Below are 17,627 nucleotides of genomic sequence, written 5' to 3' on the forward strand. Positions count from 1 at the left end.
GAGGGCCTGGCGGCCCTCCGTGAGTCATGGTCTGCGGTGTGGACAAGGGGCCGGATCACCAGCGGCGGCTGAGGCGGCGCAGCTCTCCCTCCAGCTGCTGCACGGCGGCCTGGCCATCGAGGTCCCCGGAGAGCACCGAGTGCACGCGGTTGAAGAAGGCGTTGGAGACCCGCGGGTAGTCGCTGCCGGTCACGGTGGCGGGTCGCGGTACGCCATTGGTCAGGGTCTCGTAGAGCTCGCCCATGGAGGGGTTGCTGGCCAGCACCTCTTCATCCTCGTAAAGCGCCTCGATGGTGGGGTTCATGCCGATCTCGATGGCATGCTCCTTCTGCTGGGCCTCGGCGGTCAGGTAGGCGACCAGCTCGGCCGCGACGTCGGGGTGTTCCGAATAGCGCGACACCGCCCAGTTCCAGCCGCCCAGGGTGGCCACGCTCCTACTTTCGCCGCCCGGAGCCGCGTCGCCGGGGCCCTCGGGACCGCGTGGCAGCGGAGCCATGCCCACCTTGCCGGCCACCTCGCTGCCCTCACCGTTGGCCAGCGACCAGACATAGGGCCAGTTGCGCAGGAACAGCGCATTGCCGGACTGGAAGATGCCGCGGGTCTCCTCCTCGGTATGGTTGAGGGTGCCCTCCGGGGAGATGTCGTCGATCCAGGAGGCGGCCAGGTCCAGGGCCTCGGCGGCGCGGGGGTTGTTGATGGTGACCTTGCCCTCGTCGTCGACGATGGTGCCGCCACCGTGGCTCGCCACCCACTCCAGGGCATTGGTGGTCAGGCCCTCGTAGGCCCGGCCCTGAAAGGTGTAGCCCCAGAAGCCGTCGTTGCCCGCCTCGCGCTCCGCGGCCTGCACCTCGCGCGCGGTCTCGGTCAGCTCCTGCCAGGTCTCGGGCACCTCATGACCGTACTGCTCGAGCAGGTCCTTGCGGTAGTAGAGCAGCCCGGCATCGGTGAACCAGGGGATGGCCATCAACTTGCCGTCGACGGTGTTGTTCTCGATCAGCGCCGGGAAGATGCCCTCGGTGGCATCCGCCGGCAGGTACTCGGAGAGGTCCACCAGATGGTCGGCGAGCAGGCCCGGCCAGACGATGTCGATCATCAGCACGTCGATGTCCGTGGACTGGCTGCCGAGCAGCTGCTGGTAGAGCGAGAGCTTCTCGGTGGCGTCGTTGGGGGTGGAGACGACATTGACCTCGTGGCCGGTCTCCTCCGCCCAGCGCTCGGCGAGCACCGGGCAGTAGTCGGCGGCATCGCCGGGGCCACAGGCGATGGAGATCTCCGCCGCCAGTGCATGCTGGGCGGACAGTGCCGAACCGCCCAGCAGGAGTCCAGCGAGCAGGCGACGGTGTGCGGGGAGCAGGCGAATCGATCTCTTCATGGGGTGCCTCATCTTGTCGTTGTTGAGAGTGCCATGCTGTCAGGCCTGGCCGGGAGGGCTCTCATCCCGGCCTCCGAGTCTCAGGGGTGGGGTGTCCAGGGGGTGTCGTCCGTGGCGCGGGCGATGGCGATGCCATGGGCCGGTAGCCGCAGCGTGCCGTCCCGCCAGGTGCCGTTGACCATCGCCGGGGCGTCGTCGAGGGCGTGGGCCTCCCGGGGGGCACCCAACTCGCGGGGGTCTGCGGCGAAATTGAGGGCCACCAGCAGCCTCTCACCCAGGTGACGACGCTCGAGAGAGATGACGTCATCGCGCAGCGGGTGATAGCGGATGTCCCCCTTGACCAGCGCCGGCTGGGTGCGGCGGAAGGCCAGGAAGGCGCGAGTGGCATTGAGCAGCGAAGCGGGGTCATGCTCCTGCTGATCCACCGCCAGCCCCCGGTGCTCCGCGGGGATCGGCAGCCAGGGAGCCGAGTCCGAGAAGCCGGCATTCGGGCTGTCGGCCTGCCAGGGCATGGGCGTGCGGCAGCCATCACGCCCCTTGTAGCTGGGCCAGAAGGTGATGCCGGCGGGGTCGACCAGCTGATCGAAGGTCAGTTCGGCCTCGGTCAGGCCCAGTTCCTCGCCCTGGTAGAGGCAGACGCTGCCGCGCTGGGTGAGCAGGAAGGCCAGGTAGAGGCGCAGCTTCGCCATGTCGCCCGCGGCGTTCCAGCGGGTGGCCAGGCGGGTGATATCGTGGTTGCCCAGTGCCCAGCAGGGCCAGCCATCGCCGATGCGGGCCTCCATCTCCTCCAGCGGTGCGAGCAGGTGCCCAGGGTCGGCATTCTCGGTCAAGAGGTTGAACGAGTAGCACATGTGCAGGCGCTTGCCCCCCTGGGTGTACTCGGCCATCACCCCCAGCGAGTCGTCGTCGCCGACCTCGCCGACGCTGGTGGTGCCGGGGTACTCGTCGAGCAGCGCACGCAGCCGCTCCAGGAAGAGCAGGTTCTCCGGCTGGGTCTTGTCGTGGATATGCTGCTGGTAGCCGTAGGGGTTGTCGGCGCGCACGCCGATAAAGCCCTCCCGGATATCGTCTCTGGGCGGGTTGTCCTTAAGCTCGCCATGGGTGCAGAAGTTCACCGCATCCAGGCGGAAGCCGTCGACGCCGCGCTCCAGCCAGAAGCGCACCTCGCCGAGGATGGCCTCGACCACTGCCGGGTTGCGGAAATTGAGGTCCGGCTGCTCGACCAGAAAGTTGTGCAGGTAGTACTGGCAGCGCCGGGTGTCCCACTGCCAGGCGCTGCCGCCGAAGATCGCCTGCCAGTTGGTGGGCGGGGCGCCGTCGGGCCTGGGGTCGGCCCACACGTACCAGTCGGCCTTGGGGTTGTCGCGGCTCGACCGGCTCTCCAGGAACCAGGGATGGGCATCGGAGGTGTGGGAGAGCACCTGGTCGATGGTGACCCTGAGGCCGCGGGCGTGGACCGCCTGCACCAGGCGGTCGAAGTCCTCGAGCGTGCCGAACATCGGGTCGACGTCGCGATAGTCGCTGACGTCATAGCCGAAGTCCTTCATCGGCGAGGTGAAGAAGGGCGACAGCCAGATGGCATCGACGTTCAGCGAGGCGATGTAGTCGAGCCGGTCGATCACGCCCTGCAGGTCGCCGATGCCGTCGGCGCCCGTGTCCTGGAAGCTGCGCGGGTAGATCTGGTAGATCACCGCGCCGCGCCACCAGTCCTGCTGTGCATCGTGAGGGGGTCGAGAGAGCGACATCCCGGTCTCCTGATCATGGCGGTGGGTGGGGAGGGACGGGTCAGGCCGCCCGGCGTCGATTGACGATCTCCAGGGCCCGGTCCTGGGCGTCGAACAGGTGCACATGCTCGAGCTCCGGCACCAGGGCGACCCGCTGGCCGATCTCCCAGCGGCTGGGCGCCTCGCTGCGGTGGATCAGCAGGGTGTCGCCGACCCTGGGCTCGAGATAGACGTAGACCTCGTTGCCCAGGTACTCGACATTGACGATCTCGAAGCGGTTGTCGCCCTCGGCCTCGGCCAGGCGCAGGTGTTCGGGGCGCACGCCCAGCGACAGCTCGGCGCCGGCGGGCTGGCCACTGGCGTCCTGGGGCAGCGACAGCTCGCCGAGGCCCGGGGCCCGGACCCGGCAGCCGTCCTCTGCGCCGAGCAGTTCGGCCGGCATGAAGTTCATGGTGGGCGAGCCGATGAAGCCGGCGACGAACCTGGTGGCCGGCTGCTGGTAGAGCGTCTGGGGGCTGCCGACCTGCTCGATGCGGCCGTCGCGCAGCACCACGATCTTGTCCGCCAGGGTCATCGCCTCCACCTGGTCGTGGGTGACGTAGATCATGGTGGAGCCCAGGCGATGGTGCAGGCGGGCAATCTCGTTGCGCATCTGCACACGCAGCGAGGCGTCGAGGTTGGAGAGCGGCTCGTCGAACAGCAGGATGCGCGGTTCACGCGCCATGGCGCGCCCCATGGCCACGCGCTGGCGCTGGCCGCCGGAGAGTTCCTTGGGCTTGCGGTGCAGCAGCTCCTCGAGCTGCAGGATCCGGGCCGTGGCCATCACCCGCTCATCGACGGTCTCGTTGGCCATCTTGGCCAGCTTGAGGCCGAAGGCCATGTTCTCGTAGACCGTCATGTGCGGATAGAGGGCGTAGGACTGGAACACCATGCCCACGCCGCGCTCGCGGGGCGGCAGGTCGTTGACCACGTCGTCGGCGATCCTGAGCTCGCCGTCGCTGATCGACTCGAGCCCGGCGATCAGGCGCAGCAGGGTCGACTTGCCGCAGCCCGAGGGGCCGACGAAGACCACGAACTCGCCATCGCCGACCTTGAGGTCGACATCCTTGATGATATGGGTGCTGCCGAAGGTCTTGTTGAGCCTTTCCAGGGTCACGCTTGCCATCTTGCGACTCCTAGCCGGCCTCGGGGCCGGCCCTTGTTGTGTGTTGTCAGTGGTCGAGGGCCAGGAAGGCCGCCTGATAGGGCGGCAGGGTCAGGGTGTCGCCATCGAGTGCCGAGACGAAGCCGTGCCCCTGGAGCGGGGTGCCGGAGTGGGGCAGCGTCGTGCTCAGGGTTCTGCCGCCGAGGTTGAAGAGGCACAGCACTCGCTCCCGATCGCTTTCGCGCACGAAGCCGAGCAGCTCCTCGCCGACGTCGACCAGGGTGAGGTCGCCGTCGACCAGCGCCGGATGCGCGGCGCGGAAGGCCAGCAGCGTGCGGGTCGAGGCGAGGGGCGAGTCGGGGTCGGCCTGCTGGTTCTCGACGGCCAGTGGCAGGTGGCGCTCCTCCACCGGCAGCCAGGGCTCCACGCTCGAGAACCCGCCCTGCGGGGCCTGGCGCCAGGGCATCGGCGTGCGGCAGCCATCGCGACCCTTGAACTCCGGCCACAGCACCTTGCCGTAGGGGTCCTGGATGCGCTCGAAGGGCACTTCGGCCTCGGGCAGGCCGAGCTCCTCGCCCTGGTAGAGACAGACGCTGCCGCGTAGCGAGAAGAGCATGGCCAGCATCACCTTGGGGTAGGCGACGGGGTCCTCGCCCCTGCCCCAGCGGGTGGCGCTTCTCTCCACGTCGTGATTGGAGGTCGCCCAGCAGGGCCAGGCGTCGCCGGCCAGGCGCTGGAAGCGCTCGATCACCTCGCGGAGATAGGCTGGCGAGTGGGGCGCGTTGAGCAGGTCGAAGGTGTAGGCCATGTGCAGCTTGTCGCCGCCGGCGGTGTATTCGGCCATGCGTGCCAGCGGGTTGTCGTCGCCGATCTCGCCTACCGTGGTGGTGCCCGGGAACTCGTCCATCAACGCCCGCAGGTCGCGCAGGAACGCCAGGTTCTCCGGGCGGCTGATGTCGTGGACGTGACGCTGCCAGGTATAGGGGTTGGCGTCCGGGGCGCCGAGGGTCTTGGCCTCGCCCTGGGGAACCGGCGGGTTGTCGCGCAGTTCGGCATCGTGGAAATAGAAGTTGACGGTGTCCAGGCGGAAGCCGTCGACGCCGAGCTCCAGCCAGAAGCGCATGTTGTCCAGCTGCGCCTGTCTGACCTCGGGGTGATGGAAGTTCAGGTCCGGCTGGCTGGTCAGGAAGTTGTGCAGGTAGTACTGGCGGCGGCGCGAATCGAAGGTCCAGGCCGGCCCGCCGAAGATCGACAGCCAGTTGTTGGGTGGCGTGCCGTCGGGTCTGGGGTCGGCCCAGACGTACCAGTCGGCGCGGGGGTTGGCGCGATCGGCGCGGCTCTCCTGGAACCAGGGGTGGCGGTCCGAGGAGTGGCTGATCACCTGGTCGATCATCACCTTCAGGCCCAGCGTGTGGGCCTTGGCCAGCAGGGCCCTGAAGTCCTCCAGGGTGCCGAACATCGGGTCGACGTCACGGTAGTCGCTGACGTCGTAGCCGAAGTCGAGCATCGGCGAGGTGAAGAAGGGCGACAGCCAGATACCGTCCACGTTCAGGCTGGCGACATGGTCGAGCTTCGCGGTGATGCCCGCTAGGTCGCCGATGCCGTCACCGTTGCTGTCCATGAAGCTGCGCGGGTAGATCTGGTAGATGACGCCGCCGCGCCACCAGGTCAGGTTGTCTTGCATCTCGGGTTCCTTGGGTGTCATGAGGTCAGCCCTTGACCGCACCGGCGGTGAGACCGGAGACGATACGCTTCTGGAAGATCATCACCAGGATCACCAGCGGCACGGTGACGGTGACCGAGGCGGCCATGATCGGTCCCCAGGGCAGTTCGTGCTGGCTACCGCCGGAGATGAGGGCGATCGCCACCGGCACGGTGCGCTGGTCGTCGGTGAGGGTGAAGGTCAGGGCGAAGAGGAATTCGTTCCAGGCGGCGATGAAGGCCAGCAGGCCGGTGGTCGCCATGGCCGGCCACATCAGCGGCAGGAACACCTTGGTGATGGTCACCCAGGGGGTGGCGCCGTCCATGATTGCCGCCTCTTCCAGCTCCATGGGCAACTGCTTCATGAAGGTGGTCAGCACCCAGACGGTGAAGGGCAGCGTGAAGATGGTGTAGCTCAGGATCAGGCCGGCCGGGTTGTTGTAGAGGCCGAGCCCCCGGATCACCTCGAACAGTCCGGAGAGCACCGCCACCTGGGGGAACATCGAGACCCCGAGGATCACCAGCATCACCGTGGCACGGCCGCGGAAGCGAACCCGGCCCAGCGCATAGGAGGCGGTGATGCCGAGCAGCAGGGCGATGAAGACCACGGACAGCGAGACAATGATGGAGTTGAGGATGGCGCGCACGAAGCTCTTCTGGGTGAAGATCTGCACGTAGTTGCCGAAGTCCACCGTCGACAGCCAGAAGTCGACCCGGAACAGTTCGCTGGAGGGCTTCAGCGAGGTGATCACCGCGTAGTAGAAGGGGAAGATGGCGTAGACCATCACCACGGCGATCAGGGCATAGAACCCGACCCGCTTGGCGAGCTTGATCAGCTGATACCGGTTCATTGGTCGACTCCCAGTTGACGGCGGCCCAGGTAGAGGTAGATCACCACGGCCAGGGCGATGATCAGGAACAGCATCGTCGAGGCGGCGCTGCCGTAGCCGACGTCCTGGAACTCGACCAGCTGCTGGCGGGCGTAGATCGACATGGTCATGGTGCTGGTGGAGTTGGAGGTCAGCACGTAGATGACGTCGAACACCCGCAGGGCGTCGAGCAGGCGGAAGATCACCGCCACCAGCAGGGCCGGGGTGATCAGCGGCAGGGTAACCCTGAAGAACACCTTGACCGGGTGGATGCCGTCGACCTCGGCCGCCTCGTAGCAGTCCTTGGGCAGCATCTGCAGGGCGGCGAGCACCAGCAGCGCGACGAAGGGAATGGTCTTCCAGACGTCGACCATGATCACCGCCCACATGGAGTAGGTGGCGCTGGCGGTCCAGGCGATGGGCGAGTCGATGATGCCCAGCGCCATCAGCAGGTGGTTGATGATCCCGAACTGGTCGTTGAGCATCCAGGCCCACATCTTGGCCGAGACGATGGTGGGGATGGCCCAGGGAATCAGCACCGCGGCGCGCACCAGCATGCGACCCTTGAACTCGGCGTTGAGCAGCAGGGCGACGATGATGCCGAACACCACCTCCAGCGACACCGAGACGACGCTGAAGTAGAGGGTGTTCCACACCGAGGTCCACCACACCGGGTCGGTGAGCAGGCCGTACCAGGCGCCGTCGTCATAGACCAGGTAGTTCTCGATGCCGATGAAGGCGGCGCCGGCGGTATCCGACAGCGAGGCATCGGTGAAGCTGAAGTAGAAGGTGCGCAGCAGGGGCCAGCCGGCGACCAGCGTCAGCGCCACCAGCATGGGCGCAAGGAACAGCCAGGCGGCGCGAACCCGCTGGCGGCGGACCTTGGTGCCGCGGTAGCCCGCCTGGGGGGAGCGCACCACCTGGGGGGCGCGTTCGGTTACGGGAGTCGACATGGGGACCTCCTGGGTTACCAGCGGCGACGCTTGATGCGGGAGAGTTCGCTGTCCACCTGGGAGACGGCCTCGGCGCCGCTCTGGTCACCGGAGAGCACCTGGTGCACGGCGTTGAAGAAGCTGTTGCTCACCCGGCCGTAGTTGTCGCCGGTGGCGGCCGAGGGGCGCGCCACGGCGTTGGTGAAGGTGTCGTAGAGGGTGCCGAAGAAGGGCACGGCGGCGAGCACCTCCTCGTCCTCGTAGAGGGAGGCGAGGGTGGGGTTGTAGGCGCCCTCGATGGCGCGACGCTTCTGCTCCGCCTCGCCGGTCAGGAAGGCCACCAGGTCGGCGGCGAGCTCGGGGTTCTCGGTGTAGCGGGACACGGCGAGGTTCCAGCCGCCCAGGGTGGCGGCGCTCTCCTGGCCCTCGGCGCTGGGCAGCTTGACCACGCCGACCTTGTCGCGCACGTCGCTCTCCTCGCTCTGGGCCAGCGACCAGGCATAGGGCCAGTTGCGCATGAACACCGCATTGCCGCTCTGGAAGATGCCGCGGGCCTCTTCCTCGGTGTAGTTGAGCACGCCGTCCGGCGAGATGTTGCCGATCCAGCTGGCGGCGAGGTCCAGCGCCTCGGCGGCCTGCGCGTTGTCGATGGTGATCTCGCCCTCGGCATCGACGATGGTGCCGCCGCCGTAGCTGGCGATCCACTCCAGGGCGTTGCAGGTCAGCCCCTCGTAGGCGCGGCCCTGGAAGACGTAGCCCCACATCTTGTCATTGCCGGCCTCGCGCTCGGCGGCCTGGATCTCGGTGGCGATCTCGGTCAGCTCCTCCCAGGTCTCGGGGGCCTCGACGCCATGCTCCTCGAGCAGGTCCTTGCGGTAGTAGAGCACCCCGGCGTCGGTGAACCAGGGCATGGCCACGAGGCGCTCGTCGACGGTGTTGTTGGTGACGATGGCCTCGAAGTGGCCCTCGGCTGCGTCCTCGCCGAGGGTCTCGCTCAGGTCGAGCAGGTGGTTGGCCAGCAGGCCCGGCCACACGACGTCGATCTGCATCACGTCGATGTCGCTGGACTGGGCGGAGAGGATCTGCTGGTAGAGCGACAGGCGCTCGGTGGAGGAGTTGGGGGTGGAGACGATGTCGACCTCGTGGCCGGTCTTCTCCTCCCACTGGGCGACGCCCTCCTCGCACAGGGTGAGCTCGGCGCCGACGGCGCCACAGGAGATGGTCAGGTCCGCCGCCTGGGCCTGGCTGCTGCCGGCGGCGGCGCCGGCCAGGGCGATGGCGGAGATCAGGGTCTTCTTGAACATGCTGGCTTCCTCGTCGCTTGTTGTTGTCGCTGTACTGGGAGGGAGGGCCGGCGGCGACATGTCACCTACGGGGGCCGGCGAGCGCTCCCTTACGACTTAAACGATTAAGATCGTGACCGCCACAGTTAGCCGTCGCTCACGCCGGAGTTCAACCGCGACTTTGGTCGCAACCCGCCGGCGGTCAGTCGACCTCCTGGCCGCGGGCCGCCTCCAGCAGGGCGTACCAGTCCGGGCGCGACAGGGAGAGTCGGGCCTCGTCGCGCAGGGTCGTGATCCGTGCCGGGTCGAGGGTGCCGATCACCGGCACCGGCGAACCCGGCAGCCGGCGTAACCAGGCCAGGGCAAGGCCGGCGGGGCTGACGCCATGGTGGGCGGCGAGACGCGCCAGGGCCTGGCCGGCGGCGCCCTGGAACAGGGTGCCGCCGTCCAGGGGCGACCAGGCCAGGGCCGAGAGGCCGTCTCGACACAGGGCATCGAACTGGCCGTCGAACAGCGGTGCCGGCCGAGTGAGGGAGAGCTGCAGCTGGTGGTGGGTCAGCGGATGGGACAGTGCCGCCTGCAGGCGGCGCCATTGCTCGGGCAGGAAGTTGGAGACCCCCAGGGCGGCGACCTTGCCGGCCTGGACGGCATCGTCCAGCACCCGGGCGGTGGCCTCGGCCTCCATCAGCGGGTCGGGGCGATGGATCAGGAAGAGGTCCAGCCGCTCGACTCCGAGTCGCCCCAGGGCCCGGTCGATGGCACCGGCAAGCCATGCCGGTGAACTGTCGTAGTGCTTGGTGTTCCCTGAAGGGATCAGGATGCCGGCCTTGGTGACCACCCTCACCCGAGCAGCGAGACTGGGCCGGTGGCGCAGGGCCTCGCCGAACAGGCGCTCGTTGTGGCCGTCGCCGCCATAGATGTCGGCGTGGTCGAACCAGTCGAGTCCCTGGTCCAGGCGGGCCTCGATCCAGTCGGCCAGCCGCGCCGGCGCCTGGAGTTCGGGGCGCTCATGCAGGCGCATCATGCCGAGCATCAGGGAGAGGGAAGGGTGCACGGGCGTCATCGTGGGTCCTCGTCATGGTGTCGATGGGGCAGGGTATGTCATGGCGAGGACCTTTTTGTAGTTTTATTACCTGAAAACGCCCGAGCTCCCGATCATGCTTAGACATTGGTCGTAATATTACAAAAGACTTTTTGTGGTCGTTATCTGAATCGATTAAGTTCCGGGAGGTATCTCGCGCCGGGGGCGACGCCCCGGCCCCCGGGGGAACCCCCCATCCTTCGTGATGATCATCAGTCGCGACAACAACAAAGGACGAGAACGACCATGCACACTGTCACGCTCAAGAAGCCGCTCGCCATCGCCATCGCTACCGCCAGCCTGGGCCTCGCCGGGGTGGCCGGCGCCGACGAACACTCCCTCGAGCAGCGCCTCGCCGATCTGGAAGCGCGCATTGCCGCCGCCGAACAGCGGGCAGACGCCGCCGAACAGCGCGCGGACCTGGCCGAGCAGCAGGCCGAGGGCCGCCTGTCAAAGGACGAGGTCGAGGAGCGCCTGGCCAAGGTCGAACGCCAGGCCAGCGGCGAGGAGGGCTTCTCCTTCAATGTCTACGCCCGCTCGGGCCTGCTGATCGGCGAGGACGGCAAGAGTGCCCCCGGTGGGCCGGGCGTGACACCGGCGGGCCCGCTGGGCGGTAATGTCGGTCGCCTGGGCAACGAGCCGGACACCTACGCCGAGGCGATCTTCAACTACAAGATGCGCTTCGACAACGGCGCCAAGGCCCACTACCGCACCATGATCGCCGACGGTACCACCACCAGCAACGACTGGACCGCCGACGAGTCCAACCTCAACGTACGCCAGGTCTATGCCGAGTTCAGCGACCTGCCGAGCTTCACCGGCGCCTTCGAGAACGCCTCCATCTGGGCCGGCAAGCGCTTCGACCGCGACAACTTCGATATCCACTGGATGGATACCGACTTCGTGTTCCTGGCCGGTACCGGCGCCGGTATCTACGACATGCAGCTGGCCGACAACTGGACGTCCAACGTCTCGCTCTACGGCCGCAGCTTCAGCGACTTCCCCGTGACACGCGAGTCGCCGGGGGATGACAGCGGCGACACCGACAACCTGATCCTGACCTCCAACAACTACTTCGGCAACTGGCAGTGGATGGTCAACGGCATGTCCGCCGCCGACAACGAGGAGCGCGATATCGGCGAAGGTCAGGAGGCCGCCGAGTCCGGTTTCCATACCATGGTGGCCTACCATGGCGACAGCTTCTTCGGCCTGGGCGAGGGCAACTTCAAGGCGGCGGTGATGCATGGCCAGGGCCTGGGCGCCGAGGCCAAGAGCATCGGCACCGATGGCCGGCTGACCGAGGATGCCACCGCGACCCGCATCGGCCTCTACGGCACCACCTATGTGGCACCCAGGTGGCGTGTGGCTCCGGCGCTTCTCGCCGAGACCAGCGAGGACCGCTATGTCGACGGCGACCAGTACGACTGGGCGACCTTCAACGTGCGCCTGGCCAACGAGCTGACGCAGAACTTCGAGATGCAGTACGAGGCCAGCTACCAGTGGATGGACCTCGATCCCCAGGGCTTCGACGGTCGCACCGCCGTCGAGGGGGACTACACCAAGTTCACCATCGCCCCGACCTTCAAGCCCCAGGTGGGCGGCTTCTGGCAGCGGCCGGAGATTCGCCTGTTCGCCAGCTGGAGCGACTGGGATGAGGAGCTGAATGACTACAGCGCCGACGATGCCTTCGGCAGCGACGAGTTCACCGGCAGCCAGTGGACCTTCGGCGTGCAGACCGAAGTCTGGTTCTGATGGCACGGGCCCGGCGCCGGCCGGGCCCTGTCTGCTGTTTCGATGCTTGCTCGTGGCGTGATGGCCGCGGGCTTTTTCGTCGGCCGCCCGGGCAGCCATACTGGGTAACTTGCCCATCATCTTTCCTGCGGGAGTCTCCCATGCCGCTGATCCAGGAAAAGCTCGCCGCTCCCCCGCTGCCGTCGACTGTTGTAGCCCGCCCGCGCCTCAACGACCACTTCATCCTCGACGAGCGTATCCGGCTGCTGGTGGTGCAGGCGCCACCGGGCTACGGCAAGAGCACCCTGCTGGCCGAGCGGCTGCCGGCCCTGGAACAGCCCGCCGCCTGGCTGCGGCTGGATGGACGCGATGACGCGCCCGACCGCTTCGCCGGCTATTTTCGCGCCACCCTGGGTGGCCTGTGCCGCGAGTTGGGTCTCGAGGTGGAGCTGGTCGAGGGCGGCTCCCTGATCGAAGGGGTGGAAGCCTGGCTCACCGCCCTGCCTGACAGCGCCGCCCCGGGCAGGCTGGTGATCGACGAGTTCGAGCATGTCCGCCATCCGGAGATCCTCGAGGCGCTTGGCCACTGGCTGCGCCACCAGCCGGGCTGGCTCACCCTGACCCTGGTCTCTCGCACCCGCCCGGCCCTGGGCCTGCCGGCGCTGCGTCTGCGTGGTGAACTGGAGGAGATCGGCCTGGACGAACTGGCCTTCGACCTCGAGGAGGCCCAGACGCTGTGTGCCGAGCAGCTCAGCTTTCCGCCCACCCGGGTCAGCCTGGAGCAGGCGCTGCGCCGCACGGAAGGTTGGGTGATGGCACTGGACTGGTTGATCCAGCGCACCACCACCCGGGCCGGTTTCGACAGCCTGCTGGAGCGCCTGGGCGGCAGCCACCCCGACTTCGTCGCCTGGTTCGATGATCTGCTGGAGGCCTGTCTCGACGAACCCGACCGCCGGCTGCTGCTGCAGCTCGGGGTCCTGGAGCGCTTCTCTCCGGCGCTGGTGGCTCGCCTGCTGGAGGGGGAGCGAGTCTCACAGAGGCTCGAGGCCCTGGAGGGGGCCGGCCTGTTCCTGGAGCGATCCGACCCCCATGACCAGTGGTTTCGCTTCCAGCCACTGTTCGCCGGTTACCTGCGCCATCGCCGCCACGCGTTGAGCCTGGAATCCCAGCGCCTGCTGCATCGCCGTGCCAGCCAGGCCTGGCTGGCGCTGGGCGACCCCGCCCTGGCCCTGGCCCAGGCCATCGAGGCCGATGATCCCGAGGGGGTCATCACGCTGGTGGAGTCCCAGGGCCCCCAGCTACTGGCCCATGGCCACTTTGCGCTGCTGGCGCGGGCCCTGGCGACGCTCGGTGAGACATGCCTGTGCACCTCGCCGCAACTGACGCTGCTGCATGGCTGGGTGTCCCACGCCCAGTTCCAGTTCGATCGTACCGCCGAGGCCATCGGCTGGATCGAGGCCCAGCTCGAGGAGCCTGCCTGGCAGGAGCTCTCCGCCGAGTTCGCCACCCTGCGCGCCCAGTTGGCGATCAACCAGGGTGACGCCGAACGGGCCGCACCACTGGCCGAACAGGCGCTGACACAACCGGCCCGCTACCTGGCCGCCACGCCGGTGTCGGCCGGTGCGATCCTCTGCGAAGCACGCTTCGTCCAGGGCCGACTCGAGGAGTCGCTGGCGCGGATCCACGAGGTGGAACGCGAGGCGAAGCGCATCGGCGATGACCAGCTGTTGCTGTGGGCGCTGTGCCACCATTCGGAGACGCTGGTCGCCCAGGGCCGGCTGCAAGCCGCCTTTGACACCCAGGAGCGGGCCTTCGCGCATATCGAGCACAGCGGCCTCGACCGGCTACCAGTCGCCGAGTTCCTGTATCGCATCCGCAGCCAACTGCTGTGGGAGTGGCACCGACTGGACGAGGCCGAGCAGGCGGCCCTGGCCGGCATCGCCCTTCTCGACCGCCAAGGCGAGCGCTGGACCCTGCAGTGCCATGTGAGCCTGGCCAAGGTCGCCCAGGGCCGCGGCGACCAGGCGCAGTGTGCCGACCACATCCGCCGCATCCGCAAGATACTCGCCGACGGCGACTATCACATCGACTGGCGGGCCAATGCCCACGCCACCCTGCTGGCCTGGTGGCAGGCCAACGACGACCGCGATGCGGTGGACCGCTGGCTGCAGGAGGCGCCGCCTGCCGAGCCCGACACCGCCAGCAACCACTTCGCCCAGGCCAACGTCCGCAATCACGCCCGGGCGCTGCTGCTGCTCGGCCGGCCCGACGAGGCCCGGGGGCTGCTGGAGGCCCTGGAGGCCCAGGCGGCGCGTTTCGGCCTGGTCACCGACGCCAATCGCAACCGGCTGTGCCTGGCAGTTCTGGAGTGGCAGTGCGGCCATGAGCCGGCGGCACTGGATCACCTGGCCGCAGCCCTGGAGCTGGCCTCGCGAACGGCACTCATCGGCAGCTTCCTGCGCCTGGGCCGACCGCTTTCCGATATGCTCACACGGCTGCTCGAGACCCGGGAAATGGATGAGCTGGCCCGGCGTCGCGCCGAGCGGCTGATCGAGCTGGCCGGCCGTCAGCGCGACTTCGGCCGTGCCGTGCGCCTGATGCTCGACGAGTCGGTGATCGCCGATATCGTCGCCCGCCCGGACGTGCCGGAGCTGATCCGCACCTCACCCCTGACCCGTCGCGAGTGGCAGATCCTGGGGCTGATCCATGCCGGACTCTCCAACGAGCAGATCGCCGAGCAGCTGTCGGTGGCGCCGACCACCATCAAGACGCATATCCGCAGCCTCTACCAGAAGCAGGGCATCCGCCGCCGGGAGGAGGCCATTGCCCTGGCCGGTGATCTCCTCGCCCGTATCCAGGGGGAGTAGGAAGGCGCCTCCTCCCCCCGCCTACGCCTATCGCCCATCCTGCGGGAGGATTTCTCCCGCCGGCCGTGCCGCCACCATGAGCGTGAAACTTTTTCCGCGGAATCGGCCCGCCGATACCCGCGATTCACGACAAGGATCCGGCACATGACCACAGACACTTCCCAGTACCTCGGCCGACAGGGCGCCGACTGGTGGCGCGGCGCGGTGATCTACCAGATCTATCCCCGCAGCTTTCAGGACACCCGCGGCGATGGCATCGGCGACCTGCAGGGGGTGATCGACCGGCTCGACTACATCGCCTCGCTGAATGTCGACGCCATCTGGCTGTCGCCCTTCTTCACCTCGCCGATGAAGGACTTCGGCTATGACGTCAGCGACTATCGCGACGTCGATCCGATGTTCGGCACCCTGGTCGACTTCGACCGCCTGGTGGAGGCCGCCCATGCCCGCGGCCTCAAGGTCACCATCGACCAGGTGCTCTCCCACACCTCCGATGCGCACCCCTGGTTCCAGGAGAGCCGTGAAAGCCGCGACAGCCCCAGGGCCGACTGGTACGTGTGGGCCGACCCCCGGCCCGATGGCGCCCCGCCCACCAACTGGCAGGCGATCTTCGGCGGCTCCGCCTGGCAGTGGGATACCCGGCGCTGTCAGTACTACCTGCATAACTTCCTGGTCGAGCAGCCGGACCTCAATTTCCGCAACCCGGCAGTGGTCGAGGCGATCCTCGGCGAGGTGCGCTTCTGGCTGGAGCGTGGCGTCGACGGCTTCCGCCTGGATGCGGTGAACTTCTGCACCCATGGCGAGCTCAAGGACAACCCGCCCAGAGACGATATCCGGGAGGGCTTTATCGGCGTGCGCCCCGACAACCCCTACGGCTACCAGCAGCATATCCACGACAAGACCCAGCCGGAGAACCTGGTCTTCCTGGAACGGCTGCGCGCCCTGCTCGACGAGTACCCCGGCACCACCAGCGTCGGCGAGGTCGGCGACGACGATTCGCTGGGCGTGATGGCCGAGTACTCCCGGGGCGGCAAGCGCCTGCACATGGCCTACTCCTTCGACCTGCTCGGGGAACGCCATGACCCGACCTTCCTGCGCGAGACGCTTGCCACCATGGAGACACGCATCGGCGACGGCTGGCCATGCTGGGCACTGGGCAACCACGACGTCACCCGCCTGGCCTCGCGCTGGGACGCCGCGGGCGACACCGCGGCGCTGCGCCTCTACCTGGCCTTCCTGCTCACCCAACGCGGCAGCGCCTGTATCTACCAGGGCGAGGAGCTGGGTCAGACCGAGGCCGAACTGACCTTCGATCAGCTGGTCGACCCCGCCGGCATCACCTTCTGGCCGGCCTACAAGGGCCGCGACGGCTGCCGCACACCCATGCCGTGGCAGGCCGACGCCCCCCATGGCGGCTTCTCCCGGGCCGCGCCCTGGCTGCCGGTACCCGACGCCCACCTGGGTCTGGCCGTGGACCAGCAGGACGCCGCCCCGGACTCGCTGCTCAACGCCTACCGCGCCTTCCTGGCCTTCCGCCGCACCCAGCCGGCACTGGTCAAGGGCGACATCACCTACCACCCGGTACGCGACGAGGTGCTGTGCCTCGAGCGCACCCATCAGGGCAACCGCCTGCTGGTGGCGCTGAACTTCGCCGGTGAGCCACGCGAGCTGCCGGCGCCTCGAGAGGCGCAGAGCCTCGCGGAGGCCCCGGCGTGGGTCAACGGCAGCTGGCAGGACGGCACGCTACGGCTGCCGGCCTACGGCATCGCCATCGCCCGCTGCACCACCGATTCGGAGGAAGCCTCATGGGACGTCTGACACTCGAAGGCATCGGCAAGGACTATGACGGCGTCGAGATCTCGCGGGACATCGACCTGACCATCAACGACGGCGAGTTCGTGGTGTTCGTCGGCCCCTCGGGCTGCGGCAAGTCGACCCTGCTGCGCATGGTCGCCGGGCTCGAGGATATCACCCGCGGCGAGATGTGCCTCGACGGTGAGAGGATCAACGAGATTCCGCCCCAGGAGCGTGACATCGGCATGGTCTTCCAGTCCTACGCCCTCTACCCGCACATGACGGTTGCCGAGAACATGGGATTCGGCCTCAAGCTCGCGCGCACCGACAAGGCCGAGATCCGCCGCCGTGTCGAGCACGCCGCCGACATCCTGCAGATCACCCGGTTGCTCGAGCGCAAGCCCAAGGACCTCTCCGGCGGCCAGCGCCAGCGGGTGGCGATTGGCCGCACCCTGGTCAAGGAGCCGGCGGTATTCCTGTTCGACGAGCCGCTGTCAAACCTCGATGCCTCGTTGCGGGTCGAGATGCGGGTGCAGATCGCCGAGCTGCACAAGCGGCTCAATGCCACCATGATCTACGTCACCCACGACCAGGTCGAGGCGATGACTCTCGCCGACCGCATCGTGCTGCTGTCGAGCGGGCGCATCGCCCAGGTCGGCGCGCCTCTATCGCTCTACCACTTCCCGAAGTCCCTCGAGGTTGCCGAGTTCATCGGCTCGCCGCGCATCAATACCCTGCCGGTGACGGTGGTCGACCCAGGGCCGCAGCGCACTGGCGTGCGTCTGCCCTCCGGCGAGATGCTGGCCGTGGCGGTGGACGGGCGCGGCCTCGGGGCCGGTGACACCGCCACCCTGGGGATTCGCGCCGAGGACTTCGTCGCCCCCGAGCAGGGCGAGGCCCGGCTGATGGCCCGGCTGATGGTGGCCGAGAAGCTCGGCTACGAGACGCTGGCCCACCTGCAGGTCGAGGGCGCCGAGGGCACCGTGACGCAGCGCCTCGACGGCCTGGCCCACCTCGAGGAACACCAGGTCGTCGACCTGGGGTTGGCCGGCGACCACTGCCACCTGTTCGGCCCCGACGGCCAGGCCTGCCCCCGTCGGGTGGAGATCCCCGGCATCGCCCACTGAAC

12 protein-coding genes are annotated in these 17,627 nt (G+C 68.0%); 4 read left to right on the top strand and 8 right to left on the bottom strand.

Annotated elements, in window-relative coordinates; all coding sequences use genetic code 11:
- Positions 1-55: 55 nt before the first annotated feature.
- The 8 genes from QLQ86_RS11435 to QLQ86_RS11470 all read right to left on the bottom strand — a co-directional run bounded on the left by QLQ86_RS11435 (position 56) and on the right by QLQ86_RS11470 (position 10,088).
- Positions 56-1,372 carry an ABC transporter substrate-binding protein gene (locus QLQ86_RS11435; protein WP_282817027.1) on the bottom strand — a complete coding sequence of 439 codons (1,317 nt, stop codon included), beginning with the start codon at positions 1,370-1,372 and terminating at the stop codon, positions 56-58.
- Positions 1,373-1,452: 80 nt separating this feature from the next.
- Positions 1,453-3,117: an alpha-glucosidase gene (locus QLQ86_RS11440; RefSeq protein ID WP_282817028.1), complete on the bottom strand. Its 1,665-nt coding sequence runs from the start codon at positions 3,115-3,117 to the stop codon at positions 1,453-1,455.
- A gap of 40 nt (positions 3,118-3,157) precedes the next feature.
- Positions 3,158-4,261 (bottom strand): ABC transporter ATP-binding protein, encoded by a 1,104-nt coding sequence (locus tag QLQ86_RS11445; protein ID WP_282817029.1) that lies wholly within the window; start codon positions 4,259-4,261, stop codon positions 3,158-3,160.
- A 46-nt stretch (positions 4,262-4,307) separates the two neighbouring features.
- Entirely contained in the window at positions 4,308-5,924 is a 1,617-nt protein-coding gene (locus QLQ86_RS11450; protein ID WP_282817030.1) for an alpha-glucosidase, read from the bottom strand.
- A gap of 25 nt (positions 5,925-5,949) precedes the next feature.
- Complete coding sequence (locus QLQ86_RS11455; protein WP_282817031.1) at positions 5,950-6,792, bottom strand: carbohydrate ABC transporter permease; 843 nt, start codon at positions 6,790-6,792, stop codon at positions 5,950-5,952.
- Positions 6,789-7,763 (bottom strand): carbohydrate ABC transporter permease, encoded by a 975-nt coding sequence (locus QLQ86_RS11460; protein WP_282817032.1) that lies wholly within the window; start codon positions 7,761-7,763, stop codon positions 6,789-6,791. The genes QLQ86_RS11455 and QLQ86_RS11460 overlap by 4 nt, the downstream gene beginning before the upstream one ends.
- Before the next feature lie 14 nt (positions 7,764-7,777).
- Entirely contained in the window at positions 7,778-9,046 is a 1,269-nt protein-coding gene (locus QLQ86_RS11465) for an ABC transporter substrate-binding protein (protein WP_282817033.1), read from the bottom strand.
- 181 nt (positions 9,047-9,227) lie between these two features.
- Positions 9,228-10,088, bottom strand: coding sequence for an aldo/keto reductase (locus QLQ86_RS11470; protein WP_282817034.1), 861 nt, complete (start codon positions 10,086-10,088; stop codon positions 9,228-9,230).
- Positions 10,089-10,352: 264 nt separating this feature from the next.
- On the opposite strand from QLQ86_RS11470, the gene QLQ86_RS11475 reads away from it, so the two are divergent.
- From QLQ86_RS11475 to ugpC, 4 genes are all read left to right on the top strand, one after another.
- Positions 10,353-11,858, top strand: a complete 1,506-nt coding sequence (locus tag QLQ86_RS11475; protein WP_282817035.1) for a carbohydrate porin — start codon at positions 10,353-10,355, stop codon at positions 11,856-11,858.
- Positions 11,859-11,998: 140 nt separating this feature from the next.
- On the top strand, positions 11,999-14,704 hold the full coding sequence (gene malT, locus QLQ86_RS11480; protein ID WP_282817036.1) for an HTH-type transcriptional regulator MalT: 2,706 nt from the start codon (positions 11,999-12,001) through the stop codon (positions 14,702-14,704).
- A 144-nt stretch (positions 14,705-14,848) separates the two neighbouring features.
- Complete coding sequence (locus QLQ86_RS11485; protein WP_282817037.1) at positions 14,849-16,522, top strand: alpha-amylase family glycosyl hydrolase; 1,674 nt, start codon at positions 14,849-14,851, stop codon at positions 16,520-16,522.
- Positions 16,510-17,625, top strand: a complete 1,116-nt coding sequence (ugpC, locus tag QLQ86_RS11490) for a sn-glycerol-3-phosphate ABC transporter ATP-binding protein UgpC (RefSeq protein WP_282817038.1) — start codon at positions 16,510-16,512, stop codon at positions 17,623-17,625. The genes QLQ86_RS11485 and ugpC overlap by 13 nt, the downstream gene beginning before the upstream one ends.
- Positions 17,626-17,627: the final 2 nt, after the last annotated feature.

The sequence above is a fragment of the Halomonas rhizosphaerae genome, assembly GCF_030012485.1.
Lineage (GTDB): Bacteria > Pseudomonadota > Gammaproteobacteria > Pseudomonadales > Halomonadaceae > Halomonas > Halomonas rhizosphaerae.

Excerpts from the sequence above, each read along its gene's own strand:
- QLQ86_RS11465 (WP_282817033.1), bottom strand. The coding sequence starts at position 9,046 with ATGTTCAAGAAGACCCTGATCTCCGCCATCGCCCTGGCCGGCGCCGCC.
- QLQ86_RS11460 (WP_282817032.1), bottom strand. The coding sequence starts at position 7,763 with ATGTCGACTCCCGTAACCGAACGCGCCCCCCAGGTGGTGCGCTCCCCC.
- QLQ86_RS11440 (WP_282817028.1), bottom strand. The coding sequence starts at position 3,117 with ATGTCGCTCTCTCGACCCCCTCACGATGCACAGCAGGACTGGTGGCGC.
- QLQ86_RS11435 (WP_282817027.1), bottom strand. The coding sequence starts at position 1,372 with ATGAAGAGATCGATTCGCCTGCTCCCCGCACACCGTCGCCTGCTCGCT.
- QLQ86_RS11450 (WP_282817030.1), bottom strand. The coding sequence starts at position 5,924 with ATGCAAGACAACCTGACCTGGTGGCGCGGCGGCGTCATCTACCAGATC.
- QLQ86_RS11470 (WP_282817034.1), bottom strand. The coding sequence starts at position 10,088 with ATGACGCCCGTGCACCCTTCCCTCTCCCTGATGCTCGGCATGATGCGC.
- QLQ86_RS11455 (WP_282817031.1), bottom strand. The coding sequence starts at position 6,792 with ATGAACCGGTATCAGCTGATCAAGCTCGCCAAGCGGGTCGGGTTCTAT.
- QLQ86_RS11445 (WP_282817029.1), bottom strand. The coding sequence starts at position 4,261 with ATGGCAAGCGTGACCCTGGAAAGGCTCAACAAGACCTTCGGCAGCACC.
- malT (WP_282817036.1), top strand. The coding sequence starts at position 11,999 with ATGCCGCTGATCCAGGAAAAGCTCGCCGCTCCCCCGCTGCCGTCGACT.
- QLQ86_RS11485 (WP_282817037.1), top strand. The coding sequence starts at position 14,849 with ATGACCACAGACACTTCCCAGTACCTCGGCCGACAGGGCGCCGACTGG.
- ugpC (WP_282817038.1), top strand. The coding sequence starts at position 16,510 with ATGGGACGTCTGACACTCGAAGGCATCGGCAAGGACTATGACGGCGTC.
- QLQ86_RS11475 (WP_282817035.1), top strand. The coding sequence starts at position 10,353 with ATGCACACTGTCACGCTCAAGAAGCCGCTCGCCATCGCCATCGCTACC.